This window comes from Streptococcus pluranimalium, assembly GCF_047785705.1.
Taxonomy (GTDB): domain Bacteria; phylum Bacillota; class Bacilli; order Lactobacillales; family Streptococcaceae; genus Streptococcus; species Streptococcus pluranimalium_A.
The window spans coordinates 1-762 of record NZ_JBLOJV010000102.1 but is presented as its reverse complement, the minus strand read 5'-3'; the positions used below and the strand labels follow the sequence as shown (position 1 = coordinate 762).

General features: G+C 63.4%; 1 pseudogene. It reads left to right on the top strand.

Features of this window, described 5'->3' with window-relative positions:
* Positions 1-762 (top strand): annotated as a pseudogene (locus ACMZ6Z_RS09520) (peptidase); the annotation flags it as partial.

Genomic DNA, 762 nt, shown 5'->3' with positions numbered 1-762 from the left:
ACAAGGCCCAGCCGGTCAAGACGGCGCAAAAGGCGATCGTGGTGAAACAGGTCCAGCAGGTGCAGTCGGCCCAGCGGGCCCACAAGGTCCGAGAGGTGACAAAGGTGAGCCAGGCGAACAAGGCCCAGCCGGCCAAGATGGCGCAAAAGGCGACCGCGGAGACACAGGCCCAGTAGGCCCACAAGGCCCGAGAGGTGACAAAGGAGAGCCAGGCGAACAAGGCCCAGCCGGCCAAGATGGCGCAAAAGGCGACCGCGGAGACACTGGTCCAGTAGGCCCACAAGGCCCGAGAGGCGAACAAGGCCCAGCCGGCCAAGACGGCGCAAAAGGCGACCGCGGTGAAATAGGCCCAGTAGGTCCACAAGGTCCGAGAGGTGACAAAGGAGAGCCAGGCGAACAAGGTCCAGCCGGTCAAGACGGGACTAAAGGTGACCGCGGAGACACAGGCGAACAAGGCCCACAAGGCCCAGCCGGTCAAGACGGCGCAAAAGGCGACCGCGGAGACACAGGTCCAGCAGGTGCAGTTGGCCCAGTAGGTCCACAAGGTCCGAGAGGTGACAAAGGTGAGCCAGGCGAACAAGGCCCAGCCGGTCAAGACGGCGCAAAAGGCGACCGTGGTGAAACAGGCCCAGTAGGTCCACAAGGCCCGAGAGGTGACAAAGGTGAGCCAGGCGAACAAGGTCCAGCCGGCCAAGATGGCGCAAAAGGCGACCGCGGTGAAATAGGCCCAGTAGGTCCACAAGGTCCGAGAGGTGACAAAGG